At 42.7% G+C, this 24,141-nt stretch carries 22 protein-coding genes; 10 read left to right on the top strand and 12 right to left on the bottom strand.

What is annotated here, in order from left to right:
- The first annotated feature begins 4 nt into the window (after positions 1–4).
- From N480_RS12230 to N480_RS12255, 6 genes are all read left to right on the top strand, one after another.
- Positions 5–835 carry an ABC transporter ATP-binding protein gene (locus tag N480_RS12230; protein WP_063372792.1) on the top strand — a complete coding sequence of 277 codons (831 nt, stop codon included), beginning with the start codon at positions 5–7 and terminating at the stop codon, positions 833–835.
- Between the two features lie 23 nt (positions 836–858).
- A complete protein-coding gene (locus N480_RS12235; protein WP_063372793.1) occupies positions 859–1,734 on the top strand; it encodes an ABC transporter ATP-binding protein in 876 nt (291 codons plus the stop codon).
- A gap of 9 nt (positions 1,735–1,743) precedes the next feature.
- Positions 1,744–5,358 (top strand): hypothetical protein, encoded by a 3,615-nt coding sequence (locus tag N480_RS12240; protein ID WP_063372794.1) that lies wholly within the window; start codon positions 1,744–1,746, stop codon positions 5,356–5,358.
- Positions 5,359–5,623: 265 nt separating this feature from the next.
- Complete coding sequence (locus N480_RS12245) at positions 5,624–7,771, top strand: TonB-dependent receptor (protein WP_063372795.1); 2,148 nt, start codon at positions 5,624–5,626, stop codon at positions 7,769–7,771.
- Between the two features lie 98 nt (positions 7,772–7,869).
- The gene (locus N480_RS12250; RefSeq protein WP_063372796.1) at positions 7,870–9,006 is read left to right on the top strand and encodes a saccharopine dehydrogenase NADP-binding domain-containing protein; all 1,137 of its coding nucleotides are present in this window, start codon (positions 7,870–7,872) and stop codon (positions 9,004–9,006) included.
- Positions 9,003–10,880 carry a hypothetical protein gene (locus N480_RS12255; RefSeq protein WP_063372797.1) on the top strand — a complete coding sequence of 626 codons (1,878 nt, stop codon included), beginning with the start codon at positions 9,003–9,005 and terminating at the stop codon, positions 10,878–10,880. Before N480_RS12250 ends, N480_RS12255 begins: the two co-directional genes overlap by 4 nt.
- Before the next feature lie 95 nt (positions 10,881–10,975).
- Here the strand turns inward: N480_RS12255 and N480_RS12260 are convergent, their stop codons facing one another.
- From N480_RS12260 to N480_RS12275, 4 genes are all read right to left on the bottom strand, one after another.
- The gene (locus N480_RS12260) at positions 10,976–11,887 is read right to left on the bottom strand and encodes a helix-turn-helix transcriptional regulator (protein ID WP_063372798.1); all 912 of its coding nucleotides are present in this window, start codon (positions 11,885–11,887) and stop codon (positions 10,976–10,978) included.
- Positions 11,888–12,443: 556 nt separating this feature from the next.
- Positions 12,444–12,884, bottom strand: coding sequence for a hypothetical protein (locus N480_RS12265; protein ID WP_063372799.1), 441 nt, complete (start codon positions 12,882–12,884; stop codon positions 12,444–12,446).
- A gap of 44 nt (positions 12,885–12,928) precedes the next feature.
- Positions 12,929–13,171, bottom strand: coding sequence for a hypothetical protein (locus N480_RS12270; protein ID WP_063357403.1), 243 nt, complete (start codon positions 13,169–13,171; stop codon positions 12,929–12,931).
- Positions 13,172–13,271: 100 nt separating this feature from the next.
- A complete protein-coding gene (locus tag N480_RS12275) occupies positions 13,272–13,769 on the bottom strand; it encodes a hypothetical protein (RefSeq protein WP_063372800.1) in 498 nt (165 codons plus the stop codon).
- A gap of 110 nt (positions 13,770–13,879) precedes the next feature.
- Here N480_RS12275 and N480_RS12280 point away from each other — a divergent pair, with 110 nt between their 5' ends.
- From N480_RS12280 to N480_RS12295, 4 genes are all read left to right on the top strand, one after another.
- Positions 13,880–14,179, top strand: coding sequence for a helix-turn-helix domain-containing protein (locus tag N480_RS12280; RefSeq protein WP_063372801.1), 300 nt, complete (start codon positions 13,880–13,882; stop codon positions 14,177–14,179).
- A gap of 286 nt (positions 14,180–14,465) precedes the next feature.
- The gene (locus N480_RS12285; RefSeq protein ID WP_155732837.1) at positions 14,466–15,017 is read left to right on the top strand and encodes a hypothetical protein; all 552 of its coding nucleotides are present in this window, start codon (positions 14,466–14,468) and stop codon (positions 15,015–15,017) included.
- A gap of 214 nt (positions 15,018–15,231) precedes the next feature.
- Positions 15,232–16,029 (top strand): tetratricopeptide repeat protein, encoded by a 798-nt coding sequence (locus tag N480_RS12290; RefSeq protein WP_063372803.1) that lies wholly within the window; start codon positions 15,232–15,234, stop codon positions 16,027–16,029.
- Positions 16,030–16,339: 310 nt separating this feature from the next.
- Positions 16,340–16,939, top strand: coding sequence for a DUF998 domain-containing protein (locus N480_RS12295; RefSeq protein ID WP_063372804.1), 600 nt, complete (start codon positions 16,340–16,342; stop codon positions 16,937–16,939).
- Positions 16,940–16,994: 55 nt separating this feature from the next.
- Here N480_RS12295 and N480_RS12300 read toward each other — a convergent pair whose 3' ends face one another.
- The 8 genes from N480_RS12300 to N480_RS12335 all read right to left on the bottom strand — a co-directional run bounded on the left by N480_RS12300 (position 16,995) and on the right by N480_RS12335 (position 23,941).
- Positions 16,995–17,489, bottom strand: a complete 495-nt coding sequence (locus N480_RS12300; RefSeq protein WP_063372805.1) for a pyridoxamine 5'-phosphate oxidase family protein — start codon at positions 17,487–17,489, stop codon at positions 16,995–16,997.
- An 82-nt stretch (positions 17,490–17,571) separates the two neighbouring features.
- The gene (locus tag N480_RS12305) at positions 17,572–18,126 is read right to left on the bottom strand and encodes a GrpB family protein (protein WP_063372806.1); all 555 of its coding nucleotides are present in this window, start codon (positions 18,124–18,126) and stop codon (positions 17,572–17,574) included.
- A gap of 66 nt (positions 18,127–18,192) precedes the next feature.
- The gene (locus tag N480_RS12310) at positions 18,193–19,212 is read right to left on the bottom strand and encodes a tetratricopeptide repeat protein (protein ID WP_231102261.1); all 1,020 of its coding nucleotides are present in this window, start codon (positions 19,210–19,212) and stop codon (positions 18,193–18,195) included.
- A 120-nt stretch (positions 19,213–19,332) separates the two neighbouring features.
- Positions 19,333–20,184, bottom strand: coding sequence for a cupin domain-containing protein (locus N480_RS12315; RefSeq protein WP_081231860.1), 852 nt, complete (start codon positions 20,182–20,184; stop codon positions 19,333–19,335).
- A gap of 94 nt (positions 20,185–20,278) precedes the next feature.
- Complete coding sequence (locus N480_RS12320; RefSeq protein WP_063372807.1) at positions 20,279–21,148, bottom strand: GNAT family N-acetyltransferase; 870 nt, start codon at positions 21,146–21,148, stop codon at positions 20,279–20,281.
- 151 nt (positions 21,149–21,299) lie between these two features.
- A complete protein-coding gene (locus tag N480_RS12325; RefSeq protein WP_155732838.1) occupies positions 21,300–22,268 on the bottom strand; it encodes a phosphatidylinositol transfer protein in 969 nt (322 codons plus the stop codon).
- Positions 22,269–22,480: 212 nt separating this feature from the next.
- Entirely contained in the window at positions 22,481–23,083 is a 603-nt protein-coding gene (locus N480_RS12330) for a hypothetical protein (protein ID WP_155732839.1), read from the bottom strand.
- Positions 23,084–23,278: 195 nt separating this feature from the next.
- Positions 23,279–23,941, bottom strand: a complete 663-nt coding sequence (locus N480_RS12335) for a M15 family metallopeptidase (RefSeq protein WP_081231861.1) — start codon at positions 23,939–23,941, stop codon at positions 23,279–23,281.
- Between the last annotated feature and the right edge of the window lie 200 nt (positions 23,942–24,141).

The raw sequence follows: 24,141 nt of genomic DNA on the forward strand, positions 1-24,141 counted from the left end.
CGCCATGCTACAAGCAGATAAACTTTCCTTAAATTATCAACATAAACCTATCATACAAGATTTATCGGTCACCATTGCACATCATCAAATCACTGCAATAGTTGGCCCCAATGGCAGTGGTAAATCAACACTGTTAAAGTTGCTTGGCGGTCTCTCTAAACCAAGTGAAGGCGCTGTCACGCTAGAGCAAAAGCCGCTACATAAATGGCGTCCAAAAGCCTTAGCCAAAAAGCTCGCATTGCTTGGCCAAAATCCACAAGCGCCCGGTGGTATGCTTGTCAGGCAACTCGTGGGACATGGCCGATTTCCATACTTAGGGTTGTTCAACACATTATCGCACATCGATCAGCATGCAATCACATGGGCACTGCGCAAAACACAGCTTGAACACTTGCAAAATCAGCCGCTGGAGCACCTTTCTGGTGGCGAACGACAGCGTGCTTGGTTAGCCATGGCACTGGCACAACAATCAGAAATTTTACTCTTAGACGAGCCCACAACTTATCTCGATTTGGGGCACCAATTTCAACTCTTGGACCTGTTAAAGCAGCTTCAAATACATGAGCGAAAAACCATCGTGATGGTGCTGCATGACATTAACCAGGCCAGTCAGTTTAGTGACCGCATTATCGCGCTTAAAAATGGCGAAATTGTAGCTGACGGTTCACCGCATCAAGTGGTCACAGAGCAAATCATCAAACAGTTGTTCAATATTGACGTCTCCATCGTGCCTCAACGTTACGGTAGAACAACGAAGCCGCTGTGTTTACCAATTGACAGCCACAACCAGATAACCCCTAACTCAGCGGTGCCATTGCGCAGCGCAGCAATCTAAAATCAACAACAGAAGCTAGTGAGATGGAATTAGAAATTCGCGACGTATCAAAAACATATTCAAATGGTGTACATGCACTGAAAGCCGTCAATCTAACCATAGGTAAAGGCATGTTTGGCCTACTTGGTCCAAACGGCGCAGGTAAAAGCAGCATAATGCGCACCATAGCAACACTGCAAACGCCGGATAGTGGCGAAATACGCTTTGATGGGCAAAACATCTTTGCAAACCCAACTGAGTTTCGCCGCCAATTAGGTTACTTGCCTCAAGACTTTGGCGTTTATGCAAATGCATCTGCTACAGATATGTTGGATTACTTTGCCCGTTTAAAAGGCATAAAAAACACCAAAGCGCGAAACAACAGAATAAGTGAACTGTTAGAGCTCGTAAACCTCACAGAGCACAGTCATAAAGCGGTAGACACCTACTCTGGCGGGATGCGCCAGCGCTTTGGCATCGCGCAAGTATTGCTCTCAAACCCAAAAGTGATAATTGTTGATGAACCGACCGCAGGCTTAGACCCTGCTGAGCGCAATCGCTTTTACAGTATTTTGCATCAACTGACTGACAGCGCCATTGTGATCCTATCAACACATATTGTTGGCGACGTAACGAACCTGTGCAGCGACATGGGCATTCTCAACCGAGGAAGTATACTTGCACGTGGTAAACCAGATGAACTCGTCGCATCTATTGAGCGGCAAATTTGGCACAAGTCAGTCTCCCGCGAAGAGTTGACTCAGCTTAGACTCAACCACAAAGTGATTTCAACACGTATTGTTAAAGGTGATATACAAGCCACGATTCAAAGTGAGACTGCACCCGCAGCAAGCTTTACACAAAGCACTCCTGATCTAGAAGACTTTTACTTCAGCTACGTCCCTGAGCTGGCGGTTTAAGGAGCGCACATGTTTTTAACTAGTTTTTTATTTGAGCTGAAATATCGAATGCGCTCCGTCGCCACATGGGGTTGTTTAATCGCGATGGTCATCATGGGATACCGTGAAATGCTTGGTGGTGAATGGGACGCGCTGATGCAAAGTGGCCGAGTTGCCCGTAACTCCCCATATGCTATTTACTATTTGTTTATGTATTACACGTTTTGGGCAGCCACCGTAGGCAGCGCTTTGGTGATCCCCACACTACTGAGAGATCTGAACTCAAAAACCGCGGATTACTTGTATAGTTTTGACATTAATAGCAAGCACTACTTCATAGGTAAATATTTGGCTTGCTTGGTAATTGTGCTCATGGTGATGAGTTCAGTTGCCATCGCGATGGTGACGCTACCCATCGTATCAAACCTTTTTGGGCTTTACCCTACCAGTGATTTCATTGCCACTTCATGGCCACATATAACGCATGCCATGCTGTTGTGGGTAGTGCCCGCATGTATCGTTTATACAGCTATTCCGTTTGCCCTCACCGCACTCACAGGACGTGCAACGCCAGCATATGCCTCAATGATGATGGCGGTTGGTATGTTCGTATTGATCACCGCCTTGTTTGGCGACGGTGCGCCACAGGCTCCTTGGCTACAAATTGTTGACCCTTTGGGTAAGGTCACCGTTGAAGGGCAAATATTTTACTGGACGGCAGAGCAAAGAATGAGCCAGTTTTTGAGCTTAGATGGTGCGCTGCTTTACAATCGCCTGCTCTATTTAGGAGTAGCATTGGCGCTATTGGCATTCGCCTGGTGGCGCTTCGATTTAGCCACATTCAGGACGAACAACAGTCAAAAAACAGCGACTAAACAGCGTGCCCAAATACAATCGCAAAATCCAAGTAAAGGGAAACTAAGCATGACTCCCTTAGCATTGGTTGCTGGCGATGCAATCTCCTATTGGATAAAATTCAGTGCGCACGCAGGCTATCAACAAGCACGGCAAATTATCACTAATAAAGCGTTTTATTTTTCGATGCTCACGCTATCTCTGATGTTAATAATCGCTGGATTAAGCTACCGATTACCTGGTATTGAAGGCAGTGCGGCCATCCTGCCAAAAACTCATACACTCTTGCCGGTCTTAATTTACCCAAGTTTAATCTTCACTATGCTCGCCGCTTCGTTTTTTGTGGTTGACCAATGCCACAAGGATCATCAGCTCAATACTGCTCAACTCGTCGCTGTTTGTCCTGCACCTGACTGGCAAGCACCGTTAAGCCATATTTTTGGTGCTGTGCTCGTAGCAAGCGTACTCACTCTGGTTCCGGTGTCAGGGTTACTGGGCTCACAACTCCTACAAGGCTATATAGATCCTGACTGGCAAAGTTTGCTGCACTTAAGCTTTTTGGTCTTGCTGCCTTTGATGCTCGCATATGTGTTTATTGCCATTATCAGTTACGGGTTGGTGCAATCAAAAATAGCAGCACAGGTAATCGCGGTCATGCTATGTATTTCGCCAGCCATTTTTAATGAAACTCACGCAGTTGAAAACTTCATGTTTTTATGGGCTTGGCCATCAATAGCACAGTTGTCAGAACTCGCATCAACTGAGCAGTTTGTCATAAGAGATTTAAACATCATGGTTTATTGGCTCAGTTTTTACTGTGTGTTGTTAGTACTGGTCAGTTGGCTGTGGCCAAGAGGTATGATCGCACCATTTATGGAGAGGGTGAGGTCATTACCGCAAAAAGTCGCGCCGCGCTCAATGTCTATTATGGCTCTAGCGAGCTTGGTATTTACCTATCAGGCATACTCAGTTTACAACGAGATGATTGTACATGGTCAGTTTAAAACCAAGGCACAAGGGTATGTGCAACAAACAAACTATGAAAATCTGTATCGCCAATATGAGACACAACCACAGCCAAAAATTAAGCATGCGGACATAACCCTATCACTCAACCCAGATACACGCGCGCTAAATTACACCGCACATTTGTCTCTCACAAATCCGTATCAGTCTGACATCCAACACCTATTCATTAACACCGATGAGTCCGTATTTATTGATGGCGTCAGTGCCAACGGGCACACTTTAACCCCTTTGATTAACGACCACACACATCAGGTCGCAATATGGTCACTGGGTGCACCTCAAGCCCCCAACCAACAAAGTGAAATTACACTGTCGGCATCGGTGAAGTATCGCGGCTACCAAAATGTAGCCACGCAATACCAAGGAAACATAACGAGCAATGCAAGCTACATCAACACAGATTTCTGGCCCACAATAGGTTTTGAACGCAACAAAATAATCAAAGACAATGCGCTGCGAGAAAAATACCAGCTGCCTATATTAGCAGATGATTATTTCAGCCAATCCAGTACACCCGACGTTTATCAGAGCAATGATGCAGATCTGATAACTTATAAACTGGCGATAGATGCGCCTGTTGATCAGGTGGTTGTAGCGCCGGGAGAGTTAATAAGCCATGAAGTAAACGATACTCATCACACTTTTAAATACGAAATGAATACAGCCAGTCATTGGCAACCCGCCATTGTCAGTGCGCAGTACAAGACTAAACAAGCCAAATGGATTAGCACACAGCATAACAAAGAAGTTACGATAGAACTGTTCTATGTAACTGCTGAAGACACCGTGCTCGACACTATGCTGCAAAGTGCAAAGCATGCGCTTGAACAAGGCGAAGCGGTTTTTGGCGCTTACCCTTATGACAGTCTAAAAGTAGCCGCAATACCACAAGGTATGGGGGAGCAAACGGTCAATGCAAACTTAATTCTCATTCCTGAAATGTCGGCTTGGCAACACAACTATCAATCTTTACCTAAAGTTGATTGGTTAGGGTACAGTCTGCACCGTTCAGTAGCGAAAGTTTGGTGGCAAGCTATCGCAATAGCCAATGAAGAGGGTTACCCGTTGCTTAGCGAGGGAATTCCAACTTGGTTTGCGCTGACAAAAGCGCAGCTCAGCAGCGATGCAAAGCAACAACTACTGTCCGCCATCACTGATGAGTATTTGCTTGAACGCACCAAAGAATCCAGCACGGAGAAAAGTGCGCTGGCTTTAACTCAGCAACCCTATGCCATCAGCAAGTCTCAGCTTGCGGTGTTCGCAGCATCTCAACTCATCGGTGATCCGCAATTTCGTCAGGCGATTAAAACGGTGTTAGCGCAATACGAAGCAAATAGAGGCCTGACATTTGTTTCAGCTTCACATCTGTTCAATCAATTGATGCTCTTAGTTCAAAATGATCGACATAAAGCCCAATTACAGGCTCTATATCAGCAAGTGGTGCTACATGATTTCACCGTTCATAGCGTCCAAGTTGAAAAGCTTGATGACGATTACTATAGCTTGGTTGCGAACCTCAAAGCAGTAAGGATTGAACAAGGGGAGGCAGGGGCACTTCGCGTTCCCTATTCTGGAGCGGCAACAATCAACTTGCATTTTGAATCAAGCCATAACAAACCAACGCATGTGCGCGAAGTGTATTTTAATAATGGACAAGCTGAGTTGAAAATGCTGTTACCGACGCTTCCTAAAAAGCTTTTCATTAACGAAAATGGGGCATTTGTAGACATCGCGTACAGTGATAACGTGCGACAACTGTAACCCCCCTTTACAAAATGGCTACTGATAAAAATACTGAGTCCAGTAGCCTTTTCTCAACCTCTAACTTCCCCTTAAAAAAACTCGCTTAGAGGGGGTAATGACCCTTTTCGGGTAGTGACCAAATACCCATGCTCACACAATAACGGGCAATAAAAATAGGGCCAGTCGATAGGCTGCTGTATAGGCAGAAACCATACACGTCTGATGCCGTAATACATAACGCCCAACTACTCTACTACTCGTTGTTATTAGGAGCTCACTGAATATGTCTCGCAATAAGCTGATACCTGCTGCCAATTCTGGTCACTCGCTTTCAACACTTAGCCGCCACGTTTCACGTGCGATACTCGCACTGAGCTTAGGAGCAACCTCTTCTGTTTATGCAGATGAGCAAGCTGAACAAATCGACCTAGAGCGTATCGAAGTCACCTCTGAAAAGCGCACCGCTAACATCATGGAAGTGGCTTCAAGTGTTACCGCAATTTTTGGTCAAGAGTTAGCAGACTCCGAAGTCTATTCAATTACAGAACTCGGCCATGAAATTCCGAGCCTACATGTATATAGCTGGGGCGGCAGAAGAGACAGTAATGTCTTTATCCGTGGTATTGGTCCCGGACTATTTACTGAGCCCACGATCGGTTTCTATGTTGATGGCGTAAATTACAGCAGTAACAGTATATTTGATTTGGACCTTGTAGACATAGAGCGTGTTGAAGTCTTAAGGGGCCCACAAGGTACGCTTTACGGTGGCAACTCCCTCGCTGGTGTTATCAATATAATCACCAAACAACCTGATGAAGTACAAGAGTTTAAGGGCACGTTTTCAGCAGACAACTTAGGCTCTAAACGCGTTCGCTTGGGCGTCAATACCCCACTCAATGACGATGACTTATTCCTTGGCGTATCTGTTTCTGCACATAACGCCGATGGCCACATCGAAAATACACACCTTAACAAAGACTTTGGCGCACGTGATGACGTCAGTGCAAGAACCAAATTACGTTGGGTGGCCTCTGACAACCTTGAAGCTAACTTTGTGGTGGACTACGAGCGCTTTCGCGGAGATTCCTATGCAATGGGTCTTATCGAGAAAATCAAAGCAAACCCAGACCAAGTAGAACACGATTTTGAAGGGGTGGATGACCGAGATGCGCTGGGCGCGTCAGTTACGCTTGATTACGCAGGCGAAAACATGGACTTTATCTCAATCACAAGCTGGCGTGATTGGGACAATTTCAACACAGCCGATCAAGATACGGGGCATAACGCAGGATATCAGTTCCATAGTAACTCTACCGAAAAGTTTGACCAGCTTTCGCATGAAATGCGCTGGAGCTCAAAAAATACCGAAGATTATCATTGGTTAGTCGGCGTATATGCCTACAAGGCAAACACCCACAATACAACCAGAAATGACTTAAATTTTGCCGCGATGTATCCGGGCAGTGGTCCTATGGTTGACCGCTCAATTACGATTAAAGACGATCAAGCATGGGCTGCATTTGGACAGGTTGATTACGCAATCACCGAAGACATCACCGTTATCGCAGGCCTGCGTTATCACAAAGAGCAGCGTGAAGCTGACATCAACATAAATTCTCAGTCTACTGGTGTGACAGCTCAGTATGATGGAGAAAAAGACTTTAGTGAAGTACTGCCAAAGCTTGCGCTCTCCTATCAAACAGGCAGTGATGACCTCATTTATGCCTCTTGGAGTAAAGGCTATCGAGCGGGTGGGTTTGATACTTTGTATCCAAACTTAAGTAAACCAAGCTTTGAACCCGAATACAGTAATAACTACGAAATCGCCTATAAAGCTTTGGCGCTAGATAGTCAGTTGAGTTTCTCAGTGACGGCATTTTACATCTCTTTAGACGATCAGCAAGTCCAGCAGATGTTAGAGAATACGACAGTGATCACCGACAATGCAGGTAAAAGTGCCAGTCGAGGTATCGAATTTGAGTCTCGTTACCAACCTCACCCAGACTGGACTGTGGGCTTCTCCAGTAGCTATGTAGATGCGACGTACAGTGAATACAAAAGTTTGAATTTCGCAACCGGCGTAGTAGAGGATTACTCTGATAATAGACTGCCGAATACACCAAAGCTCAGCGCAAACCTATCAATTAGTAACCGTACTGAATTGAACAGCGACTATACCCTATTCACACAACTAGAAAACATTTACATGGGAGAGCATTACTTCGATGCGGGCAACCAAATGAAGCAATCAGCCTATCACCTGCTGAACGCCAAAGTGGGCCTTGAAACCGACAATTGGTACGCGCATTTGTGGGTAAAAAATGCCCTCGATGAATATTACTCCAAAGTTGAATTTAACTTTGGGTTTGGTGTGACCGCTGAAGCTGGTAACCCAAGAAGTATCGGCCTGACTGTTGGCACCAATTTCTAAATCGAAAAACGGTAATCAGTGGTGCACAAAGTTTGCGCCACTTTTTACGTCAGACAACACAATATCAATGCGTTGATACGCTTAATAAGGGAGTTACCATGCAATCTCAATCCGTGTTATTGCTCGGTGGTACTGGTCAAGTAGGCTTAAAAGCAGCAGAATACCTGCTCCAGCATACCGAAGCAACGCTCACATTCGCCTCGCGTAGAAAAGCCTCATTGCCCAGTGCAATTTTGCAATATCAAGACCGAATACACACCATACAGCTTGACGCTCAAAATACTGAAGAATTAAAGGCCCATCTCAAAGGCATAGACTTGGTCGTCGCGTGCGTAGGTCCGTCAGGTATCATCGGTGACCAGATAGTACTCGCGTGTAAAGAGTTAAATGTCCCCATCATCGACGCCGGTGGCTATGATCCAGTTTATGAGTCGTTGCACGCACATGAGAGACGCAAAACCAGTACAGTGCCATTGATTATCAATGTCGGCTTACTGCCTGGCCTTTCTGGTGTATTCCCCGCCTATCTCATTCAACAAAAAAGTGGGGGGAAATCCTTAAAGTCTTTAGATGTACAATATGTCGGCCGCGACGCATGGAGTTACAACTCTGCCTGGGACATTATTCATGGACTCGGTGACTTTGGTCACGAACGTGGATTTTGTTATTTAGAAAATAACCAAATTAAATCTGAAAAGTTCTCCAAGGCTGGAACCAAAGCCTACTTTCCAGAACCCATTGGAACAGCGTCCACCATGCTTATCTACGCTGAAGAAATTGTACAGCTGGCCAATGAAAAAGGCATTAATACAGCCAAGGTCTTCGGTGCCAATTTAGGCCCTCGCGCAATGTTCGTTTGTATGGTTGCCAAAATATTCAAGATGTACAAAAACCATAAAAGCATCGCGCGTGCTGCTCGCTGGTTAACCAAGGCATCCGCTAAAGATATGCGAAAGCTGGCTCCTGTTTATGGTGTTGACGCGCAAATAGAATGTGCTAATGGCGACATTCACCGCGGCCAAATCATCCTCGAAGATACGTACCAAGCTACCGGTTTCATTATTGGTATTACTGCCAAGCAATTACTGAACAAGCAGATCGATAAAATAGGTCCCATGATGTTACATGAAGCAGTTGACCCAAATGATTTTATCCACGATTTAGAGCAGGCAGGTGTCGTCGCTGGCCTAACGCTCACTACAGCAAACAAAACAGCGAAGTCGGAGGCCGCATGAATAAGAAAATCATTGTATTAGGAGGTACTGGAGAGTCTGGTAGGCGTATTATTCATCTACTCACTTCACGTCATCCTGAACTCAAAATTAGCTGTGGCGCAAGACGTGCACCTAAAGATGGGATTTTGCCAAAAAATATTGAATATGTGCCGTTCGACATTAACGACCAGTCTCACAGTGTAAAAACGCTCGCACAGTATGATTTAGCCGTCATTGCACTCGGACCAATGGACAAGTTTGCAATGCTCGCACACCAGTTATGCTTGGATGCCAATATAGATGCGGTAGATATTAACGATAGTTTACACGGTGCCGATCAAATACTAACTCTGCACAAAAATGCCGAATCTAAGCAACGCCTTTTGCTCACTGGAATGGGGTTTTCTCCTGGTATTTCCACTCTGCTACTGACAGAGCTGGCACATCAAAAAGCATCACCGAATGGTCATTACCAATGTCGCTTGTACATGGGCGCGGCGTATGGGGGGGGTGAAACAAGTCCGCAAGCTATTTTAGCCAGCTTCACTAACCAACTCACCTGTTGGCGGGCGGGAACACGCCAGCAAATTGATACGCCGTGGCAAGATGCCCATCACCAATTTACTTTTCCAGCACAGAAGAAGCCGGTAGATTTAATTCCATTCGCTACACCTGAGGTAGCAGGGCTTGGTAGTGTCCATGTTGCCGATGATCTAGACATAAAACAACTTGATAGTCGATATCATATCCAGCACCTCACCCTTGGATTTGCAAAGTTTATGAGCAAATATCGCCTTGGTGAGCGCAAGAACGCGTTTTTCTCAAACATGTTTTTCAACAATGGTCAAAAGCTCAAAACCAAAAAAGACTCAGATCCTGATACCTGTCTTTGGGTATATCCAGATAACAACCCTCAAGCTGGGTTAATGTTGCATGGCGTCGTTTCTTCTTATGAATTGACTGCAAAAATGGCTTGTGTAGCGGTTGAAAGCTGGCTAAATAACGTATTTGCAACCAGTTATGGTGTAAAAGCAGTAGAACACCTCCCCTATGAAACACGTCAGATTTTACTCCAAACCCTCGCACAGTATGGCGTAACAGCCAGACCTGCTAACGAGCAAAACTTCCACCAAGCAGATCAAGAGTTTGGTTGGGTAGACAGTGTGTCTTCAGAACCATCCAGCCTAAGAAACTTAGGGTTCAACTGGTACACGGTTGCCAACCAACATCCCAAAATGGCGAAAAGACAGCAGGAGTATCTTTATAAATCAGATATTTGGCACGCACTCAAAGAAGCGACGAATACCTTTAGCTTTACTAAATTTGTGATCTCTACACTTTTTGCTTGGAGCCGAGATGGCAAGCGGTTACAAAGCTGGCGAGATAAAAATCAAGGTGAACACAGCGAAGTGTGGAAATCCATTACCAAAGATATGAGTATGTTTACCTCTGGGTATGGCAATGCCAGAGCACTCCTAGGTAAAGAAAAAGCCTATCAGTTGTATCGAGCCATGTTTTTAGAGACTGGCAAAATGGAAATGCGTTGGTTATGGCCCAACCCTGAATCATTCACTCTGTTTGATGATCAAGAAGCTGCAATTTTACAGTACTGGCTTGCTTGGCTACGCAATTACGCAAAACTTGGTCTATTTACGCTAAAAGAGCATCAGGAAGGTACTCAGAAGCATGTAATTTCAATCTCTGATTGTGCATACGCAGCCATGTTTGAAGAGCTAGATTGCCCTGAGCTTGCCGATATGGTCAGGGAAATGGAACAAGAAGCGCTGACCTTTTTAGCAAGTCAAAGTAACTTGGAAATCACTTTTAACATCAGAGGGCATGGTAACGCGGACATAACCCTCACCAAATCGCCGACACTTCAAGCGGTTGGTTAAGGTTTATATACAACGAGTGCGGGGCGCCCGCACTCAATTCAATTGCGACTCGATGCACTCACCGCTTTGTGACATCAAGTGAAATTGCAATTATATTAGTTGCCAACAATAGTGGGCGCTAAATTAAGCCGAGCTTCCTTTGGCAGTACACCAAATTGCTTCCTGAATGCCACACTAAAATGGCTCACATTGCTATAACCCAAAGAAATGGCTGTTTCCGTGACATTATTGTCTTTAAGCAAGTTCATCGCTTTATGCATTCTTTCCTCTTGAAAGCAACCGTATACCGTGTTGTTAAACAATGCCTTAAAGCCTTTTTTCAGTTTGCATTGATTCAACCCAACAGCTTTAGCAACATCTGAAATGGTTGGCGGACTGCTCAAATCAGACAATAAAAAATCTCTCGCTGCAATAAGCTGTTTTCTCTCTCTAAGTGGGATCTGATTGCCAGTATCTACGGACTTCAATGCAGTCAAGTGCCAATACAAGTAGTCTAGCGTGGCAGAGTGAAGTAATAATGGTTTTGTTTCTTGCTCTCTAATCAACTTTTGAATGCGGTTTGCACAAGCACTGACTTTACGGCTTGGGCCGCTTTGTTTAACAAAAAAAGACATACTTTTGCCAATGTCTATGCCACTGAGTTCTTCACCAGCTAACTCTGTTAGTACTTCTGGTTTGATCATGATTTCTAGGTTACTAAAATCATTACTATGATAAGCACAAAAGTTTTCACCACCAGAAAACCCAATATTGAAGTCTCCACAACCACATTGTAAAAGTTGGTTGCCCACAGTCGCTTCAAACTTTCCAGCAAGAACACTATTTAGATGAATATATTGGTCGTCACCAGGAAAGACATGTTTAGTATCGGCAGCCCCCATATCTTGTGCTGTTGACAAACTAACAGAAAGGCCAGGCATTAATTGTACAAAGTTATGGCCAACCGTGCTTTGAGTTTGCTGTTGTTCACTTGCTATGTTTATTTCAATGTCACTGCAAAAAGTCATTTTAAAACCTTATCTATCCTTCGCCGTATCACCCTGACATATCTGTTTTAAACACCTTCGAAAACCAGCCAAAAACAACCTTTCGAAGAATATTTATATTACCCAGAACCACTACACGCGATACTATATCACAACACTCATATCAATGATAATAATTTTCATTTACATTAAAGTGTGTGATAATTGTTCATATTTATAGCGCTCGAATATGCTACGTTTGCTGAGTGTTAGTAACAAATTACGTTTAAATTATTCATCACATCGCAACTTTAGAGTCAACTCCCTACGCCCACCGCCATAATTGATACAATATAACATCATATAAATTCAACTGCTTCAAGACGAATTTATATCTAAACAAGTTTAGTTGTGGAATAAATTAAAAAGCTGCCGAAAACGCAATTATGCAATCAGAAGAATGGCTTATATTATGAATTTTTTTATGGTGTGTTAAAAAGGAGGTTTTTACATCTGGTTTATTTGAAAAGGTCCCTTGTTATTTTGGCTACCTGATGTAGCCAAAATAACCGCGCCTTTTGAACCAGTATCACTGGCCCTAACTGACGTTTCGACTTGTTCCAAATACATAACCCAACAAGGCGGTTAAAGTTGGAAATAGCACATTGAGTAATATCAGCTGTAAAGTATCAAACCAAAATGCTCTAAACTCGCTTCTCTGCTGCGCGATTTCAGTAAACAAGCTCACTGTTTTATCTGCTTCATAGCCCCCATGTTTGATTTCTTGCATGGACATGAAAAACTGGTATTCACCCCAGATAAAGATACTTAAAATTACCAGCAAAAAACCGATCAGGATACAGATGATACCCCAAGTCAAATTGACTCCCGCTTTCTCTTTTCCTGTTAAAGGTTCTGAAACGGGCGCTTCTTGAGGAGTGGAATCTTGCGCTGAAGCTAAATCTATATCTTGCCAAGGTTCGCTTGCTGCGTTTTGCATTGATTCTGAAAGTGTGCTGTCCTGTGCACGCAATGACATGGTCTTTTACTCTTTGTTCTTCTTAATTATTCTGAAAGATATTTTTAGATATTTGGCTTGGAAATGTTATTAAGCTCCGGCATTACAAGTCTATGAATATCTTTGCCTTGCTTGTTCGCAGACAAAATCGTTCTGTCATGTATTACTTCATCCGATGCCCAATCTAGCAAAGTTAAGGCTACTTTCGTTAAGTCACTGGATTTTTTTAATCCCAGTCTACTTTGTAGTGCAGCTAAATAATCCGCATCAACCGAAAATCTTACCTCTGTCTTCTTTGCATCAGCCATAATCTCTCCAAAAAATATCCAAGTTTTATCCGATTATATTGGAGGTTTTTAGGATGTGCAAATTAAAAAGCGCTTGAAGTGTAGAGGGCACTTAAATAAATTATGATAGTCGGTCGAAACTTCTTGATTTTACCAGTGCCTTTATAGAAGAGTCGACGCCGTTTAATGTATCAACGAGTTGATCTGCCAGTCCAAAGTCAGACTGTACACGGCTTTGAGCTTCATATTCCTCAATACCGTATAAAAGCTCACTCCAGTTCATCAAAAAGCCACTATTGCATTTACTACCTATGCCTTTAAGTGCTACACAAACCAAAACAACACCATGCTCATGCACTTTGTTCATTGCCCAAGAAGACAAGACTGGATGTAGCTGTTGTCTCAATTCATTAAGCCTACGGATCTCGTATTCGCCAATTTGCGCGTAAACCACCCAAACCGGTGGCCGTTTATTATATAGAGCTTGATACTTTACTATTGGATAGCCTACGGAAACTGGCATGGTCACTAATTCAGATTTCACCTGATTCTGAAAGCGTTGTTCAATATTTAACTTAAACTTAATTGTCAATTTAATATCATGTTCTATCCTTGTCATTTACTTCCCCTCCATATATAGTATTTACATGCGTTAACATTTTTATAATAAATGCTTAAACATCAAAAAATCTTTAGATTAGTAAACATTTTGACTTTTAGGGAAAGACATTGAATAAAATTGTTAGGCAACATGATGAGCAAAGCTTAAGTGATCTAAAAGTGATGCGACTTGCTGCAAACAAGACTCAAAGGGAAATGGCCGAAGTGCTAGGCACTAGTGAGGCAACAATCATAAATTATGAAAACGGCGTGAGTGATATCAAGTACAAAGACTACTTAAAATGGTCGTTAGCATGTCGATTCGACCTCAGCGCAATTGAAGAACAGCTTCAAACACTACGTACACTAGTCGTCGAAAACAATCTGCACCGCTATCGTAAAGTGAACAAATTAAAACATCAAAAGTAATGCAGGCACTGAGATTTATGGCCGATCAAGCCTATAAACTCAACAATCATAGCAAGTAAAAGGAGTCAGTTGTGAGTAACTCATCAAAATTAACTACATTACCACCGGACATCTGCCGTTATATCGCAGCAGGATATAAAACGAAACGGCCTACTTCTGAGCCCTCGCAACAAACGCAACCTGATTATAAGGCTAGCTGAGTCTATTTATTATGAGCATATTTCGTATCGCCTGTGTTTTATGCCTGATACTCACGCTCATTTTCGTATACTCCTATGATTGGGTGGTGATATCATTTATCACCATTTTATCTTGCTGTGGTGTACTTATTTATAGAAAAGACAATATCAACGCAGTTTCAGTTACGATGTTGATATTAACGATGTCCCTGCTAGAGCTACTCGCATTTAACTATATTATTCCGCTCGAATCAGAAACATTACCGATGATTTGGCTGGGTTCTATAGTATACGGGGCTCAATTGATTCTATTTGCCTGCACTTGCCTACTCATTTTGATGCGCATTCGGTTACTGCAAAAGCTTTTTCGTCGCAATAACACAATCGCCCCGACGTATACGGAAGGCTTAATAGCCTTATCGCTCTTCTTATCCTGCATTTTAATGGGGCTGATGTTCTTAGAGAATATTATTAGAAATGCGGTAGATCTTGGCTTTCAAGGCGCTTTTTTTGGCACATTGACCAAGCTAACTCTTGTTTACGACAGCTATGAAATCTTGGCGTTTTCTATTCGCTCAATTACTTGTGCATTGATCGTCTCCATGTTTTTTGTGGTAGAGATAGATACTGACAAACTCAAAGCACACCGAGCTCGCTAGAAGTCACAGCGCCAGAAGAGCCATAATTAAACTTGTTCGGTTTACGCAGCACTAATCCCGATTTTATAAATAATCTCATTTTATTGCCAAAGTTCGCTTAATCGAGATAATTTTGATGACAAGCTTGCTCGTATTTGAGAGAATCCGCAGCCTCTAAAACGCCATTAGTCAGTATTTACTTACTGCAAGAAGTAAAAATTTAAACACCTAAAAAATGCGTTACATAATCACTACTTTCTGTTTGCTGTTTTCCGCTTTTAACGCCTCAGCGTTAGAATCTCATGAAAGCTCAGCGTACTATACAAAAAAACAAAATGTTAACATTGGCGATGTTTATACCTTCCAAGAGCATGGCTCTTGGCAAACTTTAAAGGTCCTTGATACGCACAGCGACGAAGTCAATTCCACAACAGTACATGTACTGATATATCGACCCAGAGCAGAAAAGCCAACACTAAAATCTTTACGTACTATGTCAATTATGACGTATCACGCCCCGCTGTCTCATGAACTGTTTACCTCAGACTGGCTATACATTGGTAATTCAACCCCTCTTAGCACCGAATTAAAGCCATATATTAACTACCTAAAACACAACAACTTCAAGAAGTATGCAGCGGCTACGGGTCAAAAAGTGGACGACTTAATTTTTAGAGCCAACACGCAGTACACAAAGGGTTACGCGCTCAGTCAAGCCGCTCAATATGAACAGGCCATAGAAGCATATACACAAGCTATAAAAATATTTCCATTATATTATGAAGCCATTGATAACATTGGCTTTGCCTACATGGATATGGGTGAGTTTGAAAAGGCCATTGAGTATTTCGACCGCTCACTTAGTGTGTATCCTCAAGGCGTTACCGCGCTCTATTATAAAGGTATGAGCTATATCAATTTAGAAGATATCAACAATGCAATTGAGACTTTTAAGCTGGGTATAGAAACTTTTCCTAAGCAAAGGCAAGCCTTTGAAGAGATGTACCACTCACTTGTTGAACTTACTCACTAAATACTAAAAAAGGAGATGAGCAAAGCCGCTCGTCTCTAGTGCCAAATCAAGTTCAATGTATAGCAGATTTACCGTACAATGAATGACATACCAACGTTTACAAAAGCAGGTTATTCAAAGCACGTTTAAAAGCTTACTAAACATACCCCATTTCTAAATAACTATATTGCCTGGTAAGCCTTTAAGTTGGTCGATAAGAATGCGTCAAGCACCTGATAGTCAAGCCGAGTATGATTAAACTACCTCTTTAATTCTGCTCAGTTTAACCTGACAGACGCGCACTATAACTTTAATAACAAGGAGCAAGGAATTGTTTGAAAGCATCGCTTTACTGAGTGGATTTATATCTCTAGTTTGGATAACAATCGGCGTCATCGTGGCCGCAAAGTTTTACCCAAACTACTGTCATTATAATCAATTTTGCAGCGAACTTGGCGCAGCTGCTAGCCCCACAGAAAAGTTATCCCCACTTATCAATAACTACCCATTGGGCGCGTTGTTTTGTTTATTCGGTTGGTCCATTACTCAACAGTTTGATGACAGCATACTGTTTTCAGTGGTAGGCTGGTTAATCATTGTTCATGGTGTGGGCACATGGGTAGCTGGTTTTTTCCCCATGGACAGAGATCCTTACACTAAAACCCCCAGCGTGCACTGCCAAATTCATTCATGGGCAGGATTTATCATGTTGATATCATTATTAATTGCCCCACTATTAGTGGCATTCAGTCATTTACCCTTTGAATTTCGCATTTTTTCAATTGCCTGTGCCGTTATTGCAGTTTATTTCTTAGTAAAAATGGCGAAATCCTTTAAGCAACGACAAAACGTTGGTTTATATCAACGGCTATCCTATTGGGCTAAATTAGTGTGGCTTGCAGGTTTGTCCTTGTTACTTTGGAGTACATAAACTAGGTCAATACAGGACAAGCCACCAGCCCTGTTCATGGGTAAAATGCTATCGACTAAGGGCCTGTAAGTGCTTGCGTCATACGCCCTGCACGAACTGGCTCTGCTCTATCAAAGTGTAACTCACGGATCATTTCCATGTCTTGCCATAGCAATTTGTAGCCAGGTGTGAAACGTAACTTGCTCACGCGTCTATGCCACCTTGCTTTTTCCGTTTCAGTTGCTTTACGTAACACACCAGCCCTACCATACAATCGAATAGCAGGATAGGTACAAAAACCACCTCGACACAAGGACTTTATCCAATACCAAGGGCTGGAGTTAACAGCCAACACACAAATACGCTCATGCTCTTTAATATTGCGCGGAAGCTGCTGAGTGAACTTTTCAAAATAATACCCTTGCCCCGTTCCACACAGAATGACTGAACCTATAGGTGTCAAATGCGGCTCACCGTCTGCCGATATACTGGCAATTGAATAATGAAATGAAGAACGAAATGCTTGCTTAAATAATTGTTTTATTTGCGGCCAATCGGTTTCAATATCCATTTTTGTTCCTAATTTTGAACGCTTAGCCCTATTCTTGACGGAATTGGTAGGTTGAGTCAAGTATGAATTTATTTATATAAAGCTAATTATCGTGCTTTTTTTGCAGTAAATTGGCAGCATAAAATAAAGTGTCCATATAGGGGTCTTTGATAGCGTAGTATGCGTCCACATCCTCTTCAAAGCGCTGTGCCAGCTCAGTTTTTATTTGCCCATAAGCCTGTTTTATTAGCTCATTATCACGTAAAAAATCTCTAAATAGCAGCGGGTAGATCTGGTTTACTCTACCAATTTCTCGAACATGTATGTGCGCTGTACGCGTGCCAGTAGGCTCCCTAAAATAAAGTTTAGATAATTCACTGTCGTCAGGTTTATAGCCAACCAAGTTATCTCGATTTATGTCTTCCTTAAACTCATAACCTGCCTCCACTAATAGTTCAATAACTTTAGGGTCGTCAAGGGCCTTTACACTTACCTGAATATCGATAATGTCTTTAGCAGCCAACCCGTGAACAGCAGTAGACCCTATATGATCTATCTGCACCGCTAAAGCGCCTAAAGTGGTTGTCAGCTGTGACTTGATTGCCTGAAACTCATTAGGCCAATTTGACTGATAATCTACTAATTCAATTTTTGTCACATCACGCTCTCAAATTGCTTGAAATTCGCAGCTGTGCATAATGCACTTCTCTTTTGCTGCCTATTTTTACTGCCAATTACATTGTGATACCTTGCCAAACCAGTTGCTTTGAAAGTCTTGGGGAGATAACAATTTTGGACTTTGAGGTTCAACCCCTAAAATGGGCGCAAGGTGTATATCCACAAGTTGTTTAACTTTACTACTTTCTAACTGTGCATACGAAGCTTCGAGCTGCGCGAATTGGTTCTTTGACAGTAATGATCCCTGTTTTACCCGATAAGCCGCATAAATCCATGCTAGCAACGCTTTTTTAGATTGGTTTGGAAAGGCGTCAGTCAATGTTGAGATTGGTCCATACAATCTTTGAAAGTTAATCAGCTCTCCTTTGAGTACAAATATAAAAAGTAGATTTATGCCAGCAGTTATGTGACCTGATCGCTTGGCAACATTTTGATAGCCCATAAGCGCTAATCTAAATTGTGCTTCCGCTAAATTATAGTCACCTATATCAAGTGCAATCGCTCCAAGGTTGTTGTTGATTGTCGCCAACATCGATTGGTCTTGTAGTTTAAGTGCAATTTCTTCAGCTTGTTTGTAGAGCTTTGTGGCTTGTTCATGCTTGCCTAAATGACGAGCCACAAGTGCACGACTATTAATCAACAATAAACGCTGCTTTTCGCCTTGTGCATACTTTAAGGCGCATTTAAGGCTGATATCCGATTCTTTAAAGTGACCTTTTCGTCTTAGCCATATACCAAGTGCGCTTAAGATTGTTGGCAGCCTTTCATTAAAGTATGGGTGCGAATCATAACTAAAAAGTTGCCCTAGTGACTGTTCAACCAGACCTAACTGATTCGTTGTCACTGATGCACGGACTCTAATAATGTGCCAGCGTATTTTTAATGCGGTGGGCAATTTATCTCTCGACTCCATTGAATCAAGTATCAATAAAGTATGCGATGGTTTTACAGATAAGTAATCTTGTGCTTCTTTGAGCAAATCCATTTGCTGCTCAATAGACTTTGCAGCCATTGTCACAGAAGAATATAACAGCAGAAATAAGAGTGAGGTGACAAATCTTTGCAAAGCCAAGTGCTCGATAATTTCTATATCATTTCACTATAGAGGGCATTGTAAAAATAGCCAAAATAGGCACTGCCGATGTGTAAGTAATATCTCATGCCTATTTATATCTTACGATCTTAATTAAGTCGCAAATCCATCGGGCATCGTAACTTCTCCGTCATTAACGGCTAACCGCTCAATGACTTCAGACATGCTGCTATATTGCGCTTTGAGTAAGTCATGATCGGCAGCTTCAAAGCAGTCACCCGTGAACCCAGGGGCCATTGTGCAACCGAATATCGCATATTCGCCACTTTGTACAATTTCTCCGGCTTGCCAAACGCCTGCAGGTATAAGGTATTGAAGGTGTTGACCAGCAACAAAGTCGGCTCCCATAACAACGGTTTCAACTTGGCCATCTGGATACAACAAGTACAAGTTAAATGCGTCACCTGCGTAAAAATGCCACACTTCATCATGGCTCAAGCGATGGAAACAAGACACACTTCTTAGCGCGTGGCAGTACATACCAATCATGGCAGTACCTACCGGTTTGTGACTACTTAATTCAGTTGATGCTCGCCATGTGCTCTTGTAAAGCGTGCCTTCCACAGGCAGTCTTGAAAATCGATAATGCGCTAGCACATCCAGTAAGCGATCACTCAAATCCTGATGGGTAAAATGTTGATATTCCAACATATCCACGATGGCATTGGTGTTTAGCTTTCCGTATATGTGAGGAAACAGATTATCATCGTCTATAGACTCTGAGGGCGCTTCGTATTTTATTTCCGCGGTGACCAACCTTGCGTCTATCACGGCAACACGAACTTGGCTGTGCGACGAAAAGAATTGTTGGTATACAACACCCACTTGTGAAGCGCAACAAGCATGAATGTAGCCTTCACTCTCTAGTGAAAGGGCACTGTAGTGCGGTAGGTTGAGATCTATTTCACTCTCTGTGCAAAGTATAAATATAGCGTTAGAGTGCATTCAATAGCTCCTTAGGAATGGGAAACAGTAAAACTTAGTCATGTTTATTAATCGGCTACTCATGCTTATTTGCGCACTCGCAGCAAGTATTACCCTAACCAATTTCAAAAGATGCAACCCCAAATGTTCTATTCAGTGGCAAACTCGGCATTTCTTTTGTGTACATCCTTGCTGTTTCGAATACAACCGTCATTCCTAGAGACTCTGCCAAATCGACAGCGTTCTGATTGCACTCAGGTACATCTAAGTAAACTTTTTCACATCCATCATCAGCAATAATTTCAGCTATAAGCGCTGTTACTAATGCTTTGGCACACTGGGTATCTTCGGCATAAAGGGGGCCAATTTTGTAGCCGCTTTGGCAAGCCCGAATGACGCCGTAGCCCTTTATTTTATTTTCTGAGCTTATTGTTAGTGCATGCGCATTAGCTTGCATCCGCCATTGGCTGTTAAAGCCATCCCTGTTCGCGGGGAAATACGGCCGCTCGAAGTCTTGAATATGCTGTAAATCAAACTCTGACGATATCAGCATTGATGAGGGCATCGCTTCCAAACAATCAGATGCAGCGAACTGCCCTTCATATCTAATATTTCTATACGCTAACTCAAAGCCTGACTTACGATAATTATCTTGTTGGTCAACCACCCCATCCAAGCCCACATTACAGCTATTCAAGTATGCCATTGCAGCTTGCCAAAGGGCGTAGCCATATCCTTTACCTCGAAATTCAGGCTTCACAATGTAAAAGCCGATAAAACCAAACGCTGCACTGTATTTAATTGCTGAAATCACGGCGACAGGCTCTTCATCGATCAACCCTATAAAGAATCCATTGGGGTCCGCAAGATAATAACTCTGAGCATCATAGGTACCAGGGTTCCACCCTTCACTCGCAGCCCAGCTCACTGCGAGTTCAACTTCATCTTTTTTCATCGTTCTAATTCGATAGTTTTCCTTGCTCATAGGTCAGGTTCCTGTATTAAAATTACTGACACTGTAACCTATCTTGCCAATGAGTTTAAACTAAACAATCAGATATATGGGCGTGGGCTTATTTCGCTTAAAACAGCCTTGATTGTTAGCAGTAAGCACGCTTACTGCTCGCCAAGATACACTATTCACACGCCGCTTCAGGGAATGTATCCACTTGCTCCTGAATGTGTTGATAATAGTGATTGTTATTAATTGGTGTGGTGCCATAATGGCCGGCATCGCTGCCGATAGTGAAGCTATTTTGTGCGCCCAGCCCTGCTCTAATAAAGGCTTCAGCGTCAGTTTTGGCATTACCATATGCTCTAACAATATCTAGTCCTTGAGCTTGTAGGTAAGTAATCTCACCGATTTTATATTCCGCGGTGCGAAATAGACTGGTTTCATTGCTCAACGACGTTCTCAAAAACCCTTTTGGCAGTCCCATCCAATCCAGCCATTCACGTGTGCCTTTTGCATACCAATATACTCTCGCGGTGAGATAGACTGGTTGGTAACCTAAGTCTAGGTAGCGACGCACAAGAGCGTATGCGCCCTCTTTTTGATCGGCTCTATCGATGCCTGTGTAGTCACCGATTTGCTCTGCATCTGACTCGGTCAAAGTCCCATCAATATCAAATAGCACTGCGGGCGTATTCGGCTGTACGACTGTGATGTAACCCTCTGCGCCAGTACCATCTGCTGGAACACCTGCATAGATTCGATACTGTCCTGCATTAAGCCCTGGCAACGACAGTGTAGCTTTTCCATCACTGTTCGTTACTGCATTGGTTAAAAATCTCCAATCGCTGTCTTGCTGGCCTCGAATGTAAAACTTTACCGTTTCAAATTCGAGATCTTTATGCGCCACCGCTCCATAATCGAACTTTGCAGTTACTTGGAATGATGCGCCCTCAGCAATGATTTGATCATGTACCATATGAAACTCTGGTAACCATGTAATGAGCTTATTGAATCGATTGCGATAATCCATATGTGGCATGCTTGGTGCCGCTACCTTTGTTTCTAACCACGCGAGATCAGGACACGCTGGCAGCGCACTCGCTGTGCCAGTAAAGCTCGCTGCTAACGCCATATAACCAAGTAGTTTCATTCTTATCCCCTTATTAAAAATTTTCAGAGAGAGTAAATACACTAGATTACAAAATTATTAACAAATATTTTTCTTTTACAAAATTTTTAAGAAAATTTTTTTAAACCTTGCAATGCAAATGTGTCTCTTTAACTGGAGGATAATGGCAGTATTATCTTGAGATAAACGTTGATTAGGCGTGTTTAAAGCACTATTGCGCGTATTGCATATGGCTATTTACGCGCAATGACCTCTAATTTGCTTTCGGATTCTGGGTATTTCAAATAGCGCCTATGGCCTTCATACTCTGACGCAATCCAACCGTATTGAGCATGGGAGCGGAATAAATACTCACCACTCAATGTCTTAAAGCGACCAGATACCGAAAGACCTGACAATTTTAGCTCCAATACCCTACGCTGGCTCTTATCATCATGCAAATAGCCAAAAAGGGCTAAGTTGCCAAGCTTTTCTTTGCGCACACCACTTACCGAAATAATGTAGCTACGTTGAAGTTGAGGTACATAGAAGGCAATCACATCATGCTTCTTTAACTGCTTAATACGCCTAATATCAAACTCGATGTAAGATTGGCTAATGTATTGATGGTTTTTTATAAGGGCTTTTTTCGCATTCGTCGATGCTTTGTTAATTGCGAGGTAGTTTTCTTTAGGTGTTTCAAGTAGCTGTTCTAGTTGCGATTTAGGTAACAAAACATCAGGCGATGCCGTGCTCATAGCATAGTATTTCAATCCATTGGCGCATACATCACTAAAGGCACCCCAAATGAGGCATCCTATCAGCAATAATACTGCACTGGCTATTCCCTTATACATATCACTATTTTAACAATTATAGAATATTTAGGTACAATAAATGGTGTGCTCAAGTTATTCAAGTTATTAGTGCCATTTTATAATCACAAAATATTCACATTGATAGTGTGACTTCCGCTTGACTTATGCAACTCAATAACTTGAATAAAAATTTATTCTTTACGTTTGTTTACAAACTAGCATGCTGTGGAGAGGTCACTGTACGGGATGAGTAAAATATTGATCTTTATATGGCTCATTTAACAGCGTGAAATGCCACCACTCCTCTGTAAGTCCCATGAACCCAGCACTGCTCATGACTTTCGCAAGCAACATACGATTCGCTCGTTGGTGAGCTGAAATGGCTTGGTAGCTCGGCCACGACACAGGTGAAAAATAATCCCATCCAGAGCCCATATCTAACTCTTCTTTGGTTGCTAAATCGATTACAGTAACATCTAACGTGCTGCCTCTAGAGTGTCCAGACCGTGCGGCAATATAGCCTCTTTGGAATAACTCACTCTTGGGTACGTCGGGATAAAACTTTGCTTTATGTTTTGTATCTTCTAATACTTTAGCCCAACGCACAAAGTGATCGACTGCCGACTGAGGTCGATAGCAGTCAAATACTTTTAACCCAAGACCAAACTCACCCAATGCCTGCTGGGCTTTTGCGACACCCATTGCAGCAGCAGGGCTAAGTAAGCATTTAGGTGCCAAATACCCATCAATACGCCCACCAACAAAGTTGTCGCCTCCGAAGTACCTTATCTCCGTCTCTATACTTGGTACCTGCGACTTGATATCAATGAACACCGAAGTTGTTGCGTGTACAGAACATGCGCTTATTGCCGCAATGAAACCGAGTACCTTCTTCATAACCACACCCAAAATCAATTCGCATAAAGAAACTTAGTCTGAGGCTAAATTATGGAATAAGTATGGATGCTTGCAATGCCAATTAGGCCGTTGCAATGTAAGCAGAGCGCTATCATACCCTGAGTTCTTCCTTAAACTGTATTATACTTAAAATAAGCAAGTACTCGCTTACACTTTTTAACCAGTTCTGTACACTCTTT

The organism is Pseudoalteromonas luteoviolacea S2607 (genome assembly GCF_001625575.1).
Lineage (GTDB): Bacteria > Pseudomonadota > Gammaproteobacteria > Enterobacterales > Alteromonadaceae > Pseudoalteromonas > Pseudoalteromonas luteoviolacea_E.